Here is a 9,452-nt window from a genome sequence, read left to right as displayed (position 1 = left end):
TCACTCCCACGAGGCCAAGGGTGTGGGTGTCGATGTGATTTGTTGGAGTGATCACGATTAGCGTATCGCATCATATCGTCACGCCTCGCCTTTCTCCGTTGAGAGTCAGGAGGGGCCCCTTGATTCAGGTGACACCTTTAAAGCCCATACGCTCGCGTTTGCCGCGACCCGTGGCCGCGGACTACGCAACCTCGCCTCGGACATTACTTTGGTGCTGGCAATTTTTTCGGAATCCGCTGGAAAGAACGCGCGGGGAATTGTGCAAATCGTCCACCACGTTCCTCTCGCCTACATCCCCAATAGCTGGAACCGCTATGAGCTGAATGTGACGCGAGACGCTGTGCGGGGTTTTCCCGAGCACCGCGGCGAAGACAACAGCATGCGGCAGGTATCAATTGGCGTTGAGTCGCGAAGGCGAAAGCACGCCCGCGTGCTCTTCGATGATTTCCGGATCGAACAATCGCTTGCGGGTGCGCGTGCCTTTGAGGCGAACGGGCGCTTGATCGATGAAGTCGCTCAAGCTTACCCGGAGATCGTTCAACTCCAGGGCTTGGAAGTCTCGTATTTTGGGCCTCACATCAATATTTTCTCGCAGACGACAGAGATACCAGATTACGATCGTCTGATGACCGAGAGTGGCATTTCACTCGAAGGCATTAGCGATGCGGACAGCAAGCGGATTGGGCATGCGGTAACAGCCCAGGTGATTGATGCAGTGCATCGTTCGGGTGGGTTGGTGTCGGTAAATCATCGCTTGGGAAGCGAGCCCGGCCGTGTGGACTTCTTCGAAATGACAGGAAGCTGGTCTTTTGAGGACGGCGTGTTGACCTTGGACGACTTGAAGGGCAATGGGTGGCTCGAGATAGAAACGATCGCCGAGTAGCGTGTCTGGTCAACATCACCCTATGATGCGGTGATGGGTCGGCTACGCCTTTACGCACTATTAGCGATGCTCACCGCCACAGGCGCGGCGGCGCTGATCTACCAACTGGTGTGGGCACGGCGCATGACGTTGGTTGTCGGAGCAACCAGTCGCGCGGCGGCCCTCGTGTTCGCGACGTTCATGCTCGGCACCGCGATCGGCGCCGCGCTGCTCAGCAGATACGGCGATCGCGTCGAGAGACCACTGCGGTTGTTTGGTTGGCTCGAGCTGGGCATCGCCATTACCGGCGTCACCGTCACATGGGCGAGCGAACATCTCGGTTTGCTGCACGGCTATCTCCCCTACGCGATGGTTTTTCTGCTGTCCATGTTGCTGCTGCTGATTCCAACGACTTTGATGGGCGCCACGCTTCCGGTAATGCTGGCATACATCGACCGCACGGTCGGACGCGGCGAAAAGACGCGCCGGGTGGTGGGTTACATCTACTCCGGCAATACCTTCGGTGCTCTGCTCGGCGCGTTGCTCGCGGGTTTCTTTTTGATCGAGCATTTCGGTCTGCGCGGATCGGCACTGGTGGCGGCGGGGCTCGAAGTCACCGTCTGGGCCATCACCATGCTCAATCGCGATCGGCCCGCGGCCCTCGAGCGGGAGCAACTTCCGTGGCCACGCGGGCCGGCTGCTCTCGCCGTCGCGGTTTCTGGTTTCACAGTACTCGCCTACGAAGTGCTCTTCATGCGTATGCTGCTCCAGGGATTCCTGGGTACCGCCTACGCACTGACGATCATCCTTGGAGGTTTCCTCGCTGGCCTTGCACTCGGTGCAGCCATCGCCCCCGTTTCCAAGCCGGGAGACTCCAGGTCCATCGGGCTGGTGTTGGTCGCCGGAGGCGTGCTGGCCCTCGCATTCGGCCCGATCGTGACGACAACCCCCGCTCTGATCGAATACCTGAGAGGCGGCGATCTCTCTTTCAGTTACCGGTTGTTTATGTACGGCGGAATCTCGGTCGTGCTGGTGGGATTGCCGGCGACTGTATGGGGCATGACCTTTCCCATGGCTGCCAGTCAAATCGTGCGCTCAGGCAACGCGGCCAGCACACTCGGTGCGGCATTTTTCATCAACACACTCGCGGCGGTGTTCGGCTCGTTGCTGACTGGATTGGTGTTGTTGCCAGCGCTTGGAACGCGCGGCGCGCTGATCGCTGTCGCAGCGATTCAATTGATCGCCGGCGTTGGCCTGATCGCGCTGGAAAAAAACATTCGACTCACCGCCGTCACGTTCATCATGGCGCTGACCGCCATCTTCGCAGCGTGGCCCGACCAAACGCTGGAACTCGGCAAGGCAGTACCGGTTCCTCCTCACGTGGTGGGTCATGAACTGGAACACACGGTACGCTGTTTCCGAGACGGCGAAACGTCGACGACCACCGTACTGGACCACAAGCCGTCCGGGCGCATCTCGCTAATTCTGGATGGCTTCGGCACAGCCGCCACGGGCTCGGGCACCGACTACATGCCAATGATGGGCCATCTGCCGCTATTGGCCCATCCCGAGCCCCGCAATGCGCTGGTGATCTGCTTCGGTACCGGCGCCACCGTACGCGCCGTGGCCAGCTGGCAGATCGACTATCGAGCCGTCGAGATCAACGAGGATGTCATCGCCTGTTCAGAGCACTTCACCCCAGAGAATCTCGCCGTCGTGGCACATGTAACGATCGCCGATGGCCGCGCCTTCCTGCAGCGCACAGAAGAGCGCTTTGACGTGATCACGCTCGAGCCCATGCCGCCATACTTCGCGGGTGCCGTCAACCTTTATAGCGCTGAGTATTATCAGCTGGCCAAACGACGCATGAGTGTCGATGGCGTCGTTGCCCAGTGGCTGCCGCTACACCTCGTAACGAGCGAGGACGCCCGGCAGATCATGGCGACCATTCAATCGGTATTCCCTTACACGTATCTATTCATCATGCCGGGCGACGGAACGGGTATCGCCTTGGGGAGCGGGGTCCCGATCGACTTGCGCGCGATGGCATCCCGCTCGGCGACGGCCCCCGCAGCTTTCCAAGAACTTGACGTGTCACCAAAATCGCTGCGCAGCGCCATAGTTTTGGGTCCCGCAGGTGTGCGCCGCTACACCGCCGGCGCACCTTTGATCACCGATGATCGGCCTCGCCTCGAATACTCGGGCGTGGATCACGTGCTTGGCCACTTTAAAAGCGGCCTCGCACTTCAGCGGCACAATCTCCAACAAATTCGCGAACGGAGCAGAAAAAACAATCAGCATTTGCAAATCCGCCAATAAGTAATGAAATGTCAAATCGCTCGAATGTCGGGATTCTTGAATTCAAAATTCATGCCCTGGTGGAATTCAGCGTTGAGCCCCAGGCTCCGCCCACTGCCCGCCCGTCCTCAAGTCGCCGTCTGGAAAATCCGATTGCTCAACTTGGTTCGTTTGAATTTCGGACAGTGCACAGGGCAGTAATATCGTGGCGGAGCGCTCGTGGAATTTATTACCTACATCGGAGAGGGTATCGCGGGGCTCGTGTTCCTCGTGGTCGGCCTCCGGCTGTATTCACTCAGCTTGCGAAGTGATGAGATCTCGGACCGCCTGCTGAGCACGAGCTTCCTGCTCTGGACACTCGGCTACGCCGCTTACGACATTCCGTATCTGCTTTTCTATCGCGACGCAGCAGAGTTTCCGGCCCTGTTCGCGTTCAGCTCGCTGTTTGCGTTCTATCTTGGCAGCGCCGCCTTGACGCTCTTCAACCGCACCGTGTTTCGCAGCCAGGAGCGCTGGGCGCTGTGGTTGGTCTCCATCACATTCGGCTGCCTGATCCTCGGTGTGACGGGGTCCATCTGGGTGGGCGACTGGGCCGGCGAATCTCCGCTCACCAATCCCTGGTGGTGGGTAACACGGGTCGGAAGTGCAATCCCGCTCTGCTGGATGGGCGTCGAGGGGCTGACTCAGTACGTCAAAGCGCGCAAGCGCCTACGCGTGGGTCTGTGCGAACCACTCGTCTGCAATCGCTATCTGCTCTGGGGATTGGCGGGCTCGTTCTGGTTGCTCCTGGAACTCATCGATATCGTTGACTACGTCGCACTCGAAAGCACCGGGCAGCCGTCCGCCACCATCAACGTGCTCCTCGGCTGGTACGAATTCATTCCCGGCGTGCTGGTCGGGCTCGTCTTCTTTCCGCCCGCAATCTACCGGAGCTGGATCGAAGGCGACACGCGCGAAGAACTGGTTCCGGAGTAAATTCGGCACTCTCCGTCAGCCGTCGAAGTTCCCATACTGCTTCCTCCTCAGGGTTCGAAACTGCCCCTTCCGGCCCGGCTTTCGCTGCCAATTGGATTTCGAGTAGACTCTGCTCATCCTACCGATGCCGTCGCCCGGCCAGAACCCGACGCGCGACTGAATGCTTGCGGGGTTCGAGGAAGTCACCATGAGTGCGTCGTCTGAAACCTATCCGAGTGTGTGTCCGCTCGACTGCGGTGACACGTGTAGTTTGACTGTGGAGGTCGAAGACGGAGCGATCTCGCGAGTTCGCGGAAGTTCGGTGAATCCGCTGACGGCCGGCAAGATCTGCATGAAGGTGGCCACTGGCTTTCCGGAACTCGTGCATGGCAAGAAAAGGCTGACCACGCCGATGCGACGCGTCGGCGCAAAGGGAAGCGCCGCGTTCGAAGCCATCAGCTGGGATGAAGCCCTCGATTCGATCCACGATCGATATAGCCAGATCATCTCCGAGTCGGGGGCCGAGGCGATCATTCCACTGACCTATGGCGGGCCGATGGGACTGATCTGTGGCGGCTCGATGTCCAAGCGGTTCTTTCACCGACTCGGCGCATCGCTGCTCAAGAGCACCCCCTTGTGCGCGGGCGCGTCTTCCGAAGCCTACGAAAGCATTTTCGGAGACACGCCTGGAATCACTTACGATGAGATGGTCGAATCCAAGCTCATTGTCATCTGGGGCAACAATATCACCGTTGCCAATCTCCATCTGACCCGGACCCTCCGACAGGCACGAAGCCTGGGCGCAAAGCTCGTTGTCATAGACCCAAAACGAACTCGCATCGCGGAAGAAGCCGACTTGCACCTGGCATTGCTGCCGGGCACCGACGTAATACTCGGCTACGCGATCGCCGCAGAACTGGAACGCCAGTCCGCCCTTGACCGCGACTTCATCGCTGCCAACGTAAAAGGTGCCGACGCCTATTTGGCTCGGGCGCGAGAGTTTTCACTTTCGCACGCCGCAGAACAATGCGGCCTCGCGATCGAAGAGCTGGAAATCTTCGCAGCATTCTGGCGAGACCTGAAACCGGCATGCACGATCGTCGGCGTCGCTCCCGAGCGAAACCGCAACGGAGGCGGCGGACTTCGCGCCGCCTATGCGCTGCCAGTCCTGACCGGAAACTTCGGCGTCGAAGGCGCCGGCGTCTGCAACGTCTCCGCGTATTTTCCTGTGAACCACGACGCGCTGGAGCGGCCGGATTTCGCTCCGGAAGGGATACGCGAGCTGAGCATCCTGAGCTTGACCGACCACATTCTCGATCCCTCCTTCGCGCCACCGATCCGGAGTGTATTCATCTACGACCACAACCCGGTCGCGGTGCATCCAAGGCAAAACAAAATGCGCGAGGCGCTGTCACAGGAAGATCTCTTTGTCGTCGGATGCGATATCTCGATGACCGACAGCATGGCCTACGCGGACATCATCTTGCCGGCATGCACACACTTTGAATATGACGACATCTTCATCTCGTATGGCCACCAATACCTGCAGCGAGCGGAACCGGTCATCGCTCCGGTGGGCGACTCGCTACCCAATACCGAAATCTTCCGCCGGCTGGCCCAGCGTTTCGGTTTCGACGACCCGGCTTTCTTGCAGAGCGACCACGAGCTGATCGATCTGGCCATCGATCGCACGGACCCCCGCATGGGCGGCCGAGGCGGGATGGACATCGGGACCGACGAAGTCATCAACCTCGCAGTTCCCGGCACGCCTTCTGTGCTGCGCGGAATCGACCCCGACACACCGAGCGGCAAGGCCGAACTCTACTCCGAAGAACTCGAAGAACGTCTCGCCGAAGGCCTGCCCTCGTTTCGGCCTCTCGCCCGCACCGGCGCATTCATCCTGGTGAGCCCGAGTTCAGATCGAAGAACCAACTCGACCTTCGGCGGTGTTACGGCACTCGCAAAATCCGCCGAAGTCGAAATGAATCCGGCGGATGCGCAGTCGCTGGCGTTCACCGACGGGCAACGGGTCCAGCTCTTCAATGTACAGGGCAAAGTCATCTTGAAATTGAAGATCAGCAAAGCGATTCGCACCGGCACGCTCTACGTGCAGAAGGGAGCCTGGCTCGAGACGAGCGAGACCGGCATGACGATCAACGCCCTGGTACCGGGACATACCGCCGACCTCGGCGCCGGCGCTTGTTACAACGACACCCAGGTCGACATCGCTTCAGCTTGACCCCCTCCAAATCAATTTCGTAGTTGACATTTTTCTCCCCAAAGGGAAGAATGGCTTCGGAAGTTCCTTTCTTTTCAGGACGACGTGCTCGGCGGCTGTAGTGCCCTTATTGCATCGGATTTCGTCGCAAATGAATGTCAGTCGAACCAGTAGAAACAGCCAGGTGTGTCACCGGATCACGTTCGTATGCCTTCTATTATTCAGCATCCTTTCGTCGAGCAGCCAGTCGCTTGCCGGCAACAGGATGTACGACGCTTCGTGGATTGCGGAGTCGTTTGGCAACGACAATGTAAACATCGGGACTGGTGACTCGCGATACTTCGAGGTTTACGCAGTTCCGTGGGGCAATCAGGGTCACTCTCAGAACCCGCTCTGCGACTTCTCATCGACACCGGTCACGACGGCCGGAGTCGGTACGGAGTGGCATCCCCGCGGTCCCGGCTGTCGGCCGCTCACGGCTGGTGAAATGCCTCGCCCCGCGAAGTATGGAACGCTCACACCCCTCGGCGGTTCATGCCCAGGCGCACCGGCCTTAGTGTGTTCCAAAGCACCCCCGCTCTATCGGAATCCTCTGTTCTTCACCGCGGGTGGCGTGGCACGCCACACCTGGATCCAGGGTTCCACCACAGTCGGTGGCTTCCCGGCAACCATGTACCTGGGCCCGGGCGACCCCAACCGCGGGAAGGGTATGAAGGGTGCCCCAGTCGAGGGCGGCGGAACTGCGACGACAACTTCGGCCCCGGCCATCCCCGGCAAGTTCGCCTTCAACTTCCCAGCAGCCAACCCGGCGCCGGCAACGGACGGCTTTCGTCGGACAACGATCGGTTCGTTCCCAAGCGTTTTTCCGTACCTCTACAGTTACACGTACGCCAACCTGCGGAACGACGCGGGTAGCTTTGGAGCCGGTCAGGGCTTCTTCTCTACGGGGGCTGCGACCATTGGCGGAGTGGACCGAACCATGGCGACGTTCACGCTAAAGGTGGGCGGAGGCCCTGTCCAAACGGTCACAGTAACGAGAGAGGAGCGAACTCGTTCGGCGGTGTCATGAAGCTCCTGGGAAGCTACAGCACGAAGGTTTGCTACTTCTACCAGGGCGGCTGCGGGCTCGGCTACGGTACGTGGTTGTACGAGTTCATCGGAGCGGCGGGTTACAAGAATGTTGCGGATGGGAGCCATCCTAACGCCAGCTCGGTCGTAACGCAGGAGTTCACCACGACCAAGTTGTTATTGTACGGCCATACGATGCGCTATGAGTCCTCGCATGTCGCCATCGCGCAGCGCTGGCCGTGGACAACCGGAACCGTGACGGTCAAAGCCACCGGCCGCGGGCCGCACGATACCTTCGCACGCCGCGTGGGCTTCGATAACCGCACCACGATGGGCGTCGGGACGGTCCAGCTCGTGAGCCCGGTCATTACGCAGTGGCTCGGAGTTACCCCCGCCGCAATGTATGAGACCGGCGGTGTCGCAGTCATGCAGATCCGGTTCATTCCGGAACCCGGAGTGGCCGCGAGCCTGATCTGCGGCATGACACTCCTGATGGTGCTCAAGCGGTATCGCGCCTGAGCTCGATCGCGAGCAGGCGCCCGCCCCGGCCAGCCCGAATCAAGCCCGAAGACAGGGATGGCTTCAGTCCACCAGGACGCTCGATGTCGGCGTAGAGAAGGTCGTCGAAAAGGTCGCCGCGAGGCGTTGGCTCTCTGCGGCTTCGTCGCCTCGTCCCTGTGCGGCGAGTACATCGCTGAGCTGCAGATGGCCCGGCGGCCAGTTTGGGGAGCGTCGGATCGTTTCACGGGCCCAGGCTTCGGCCGTCTCGAGTGCCCGGATCCGAAGGTGTGCGACGGACGCCTGATGGGCCGGCAGTCCGTAGCTTTCGTGATGGTTTGCGAACAGGGCACTGGCGCGCGCCGCTTCGAGGGGGCGTCCGAGGCGTATCCAGCAGACGTCGAGATTGGTGCCGGCCTCGAAGACCTCGTCTACGGCCTGCTCGTAGAAGCCGATGGCGGTCTCACAGTCGTCGAGGTGATACTGATGGAAGTGGCCGATGTTGAAAGCCGCCATTCGATTGGCAGGGTTGCGGGCGAGCGACGCTCGATAGAGAGAACCGTTGTCGAGCCACTCGGCGGAACGGACGGCGGTGAAGGGCGCGTAGAGTACGGGCAGAGCGAGCAGCGCGATGGGCAGGGCCGCGAATTGGGGCCGCGCGCGTATTCGCATTTGAAGTGCGTCGAACCCGAGTGCCGCAGCAACCGCCGCACACGCAAACAGCGCGTAGTAGTAGCGGTCTCCGACAATTCCGAACTGCAGCGTGGGTAGGATGCTGATCGCGGTAATGGGTAGCGCGACCAGGAGCAGGCCGAGCCAGGGGCGACCGCGTACTCGGGCGAGGGCAAACGCGACCGCGAGAATCGCTGAGACTCCGAGCAGTGGCCAGCCATCGTAGTACTCGAGTACGTCCGGCGAGCGCCAGTCGGCCAGCAACTGAATCCCGCGTGCGGCGAACGCTCCGATTGCGCCAAGCAGATGGACTGGGTCGAATTTGGCGTGGCGGACCTCGATCGGGAGTCCGACCAGCATTCGAACTCCGAGATAGACCCCCGCTCCGACCACTGCCAGCACCAGGCTCCGATCGGGCCGAACCCGGTTGGCCCACAGCCAGATCATCACGCAGAGCGAAACGACGATGTACGAGTCTTTGCAAAAGGGCGCCGCAAAGAAGAGCGCACCGGCGAGCCCCGGACGACTGCGCTTCTGCGCGAGCAGGCCGCCGAGAAGGAACGCGGCGCCGAGCAGATCGCCGCGCGCGCTCACCCAGGCCACCGTCTCCGAGGCGGCGGGCAGCCAAGCGAAGCAGGCTGCCCCGAACCAGGCTGCTCGTCGGTTTGCACCTAGCGCTTGCGCGAGAGACGCCAACAGGCCGGTCACCAACAGGTGTAAGGCTAGATTGATCACGCGCTCGGGCAGAGGGCCGCCCCACAGCGCCTGGCCTGGAACGTAGGTGAGCATGCTGAGGGGCCGGTAGTAGGGAACCGAGGTTGGACTGTCGTAGCCCGACGGTCTCCACATGTCGTTCTTCACCAGGGCGATTGGAACGGTGAT

General features: G+C 60.8%; 7 protein-coding genes. 6 read left to right on the top strand and 1 reads right to left on the bottom strand.

Features of this window, described 5'->3' with window-relative positions; translation table 11 throughout:
- Positions 1 to 211 precede the first annotated feature (211 nt).
- The 6 genes from IH881_19085 to IH881_19060 all read left to right on the top strand — a co-directional run bounded on the left by IH881_19085 (position 212) and on the right by IH881_19060 (position 7,919).
- Positions 212 to 883, top strand: a complete 672-nt coding sequence (locus IH881_19085; protein ID MCH7869806.1) for a hypothetical protein — start codon at positions 212 to 214, stop codon at positions 881 to 883.
- A 66-nt stretch (positions 884 to 949) separates the two neighbouring features.
- A complete protein-coding gene (locus tag IH881_19080; protein MCH7869805.1) occupies positions 950 to 3,181 on the top strand; it encodes a fused MFS/spermidine synthase in 2,232 nt (743 codons plus the stop codon).
- Between the two features lie 198 nt (positions 3,182 to 3,379).
- Positions 3,380 to 4,135, top strand: coding sequence for a hypothetical protein (locus IH881_19075; GenBank protein ID MCH7869804.1), 756 nt, complete (start codon positions 3,380 to 3,382; stop codon positions 4,133 to 4,135).
- 187 nt (positions 4,136 to 4,322) lie between these two features.
- A complete protein-coding gene (locus tag IH881_19070) occupies positions 4,323 to 6,353 on the top strand; it encodes a molybdopterin-dependent oxidoreductase (protein ID MCH7869803.1) in 2,031 nt (676 codons plus the stop codon).
- A 130-nt stretch (positions 6,354 to 6,483) separates the two neighbouring features.
- On the top strand, positions 6,484 to 7,401 hold the full coding sequence (locus IH881_19065; protein ID MCH7869802.1) for a hypothetical protein: 918 nt from the start codon (positions 6,484 to 6,486) through the stop codon (positions 7,399 to 7,401).
- Positions 7,398 to 7,919: a hypothetical protein gene (locus IH881_19060; GenBank protein MCH7869801.1), complete on the top strand. Its 522-nt coding sequence runs from the start codon at positions 7,398 to 7,400 to the stop codon at positions 7,917 to 7,919. The genes IH881_19065 and IH881_19060 overlap by 4 nt, the downstream gene beginning before the upstream one ends.
- A 63-nt stretch (positions 7,920 to 7,982) precedes the next feature.
- Here the strand turns inward: IH881_19060 and IH881_19055 are convergent.
- Positions 7,983 to 9,452: hypothetical protein (locus IH881_19055; protein ID MCH7869800.1), on the bottom strand; the 1,470-nt coding region annotated here is incomplete at its 5' end.

The sequence above is a fragment of the Myxococcales bacterium genome, from assembly GCA_022563535.1.
GTDB lineage: Bacteria > Myxococcota_A > UBA9160 > UBA9160 > UBA4427 > DUBZ01.
The sequence above is the reverse complement of the archived record's forward strand: the minus strand, read 5'-3'. Positions and strand labels throughout refer to the sequence as shown.

Excerpts from the sequence above, each read along its gene's own strand:
- IH881_19080 (MCH7869805.1), top strand. The coding sequence starts at position 950 with ATGCTCACCGCCACAGGCGCGGCGGCGCTGATCTACCAACTGGTGTGG.
- IH881_19060 (MCH7869801.1), top strand. The coding sequence starts at position 7,398 with ATGAAGCTCCTGGGAAGCTACAGCACGAAGGTTTGCTACTTCTACCAG.
- IH881_19070 (MCH7869803.1), top strand. The coding sequence starts at position 4,323 with ATGAGTGCGTCGTCTGAAACCTATCCGAGTGTGTGTCCGCTCGACTGC.
- IH881_19065 (MCH7869802.1), top strand. The coding sequence starts at position 6,484 with ATGAATGTCAGTCGAACCAGTAGAAACAGCCAGGTGTGTCACCGGATC.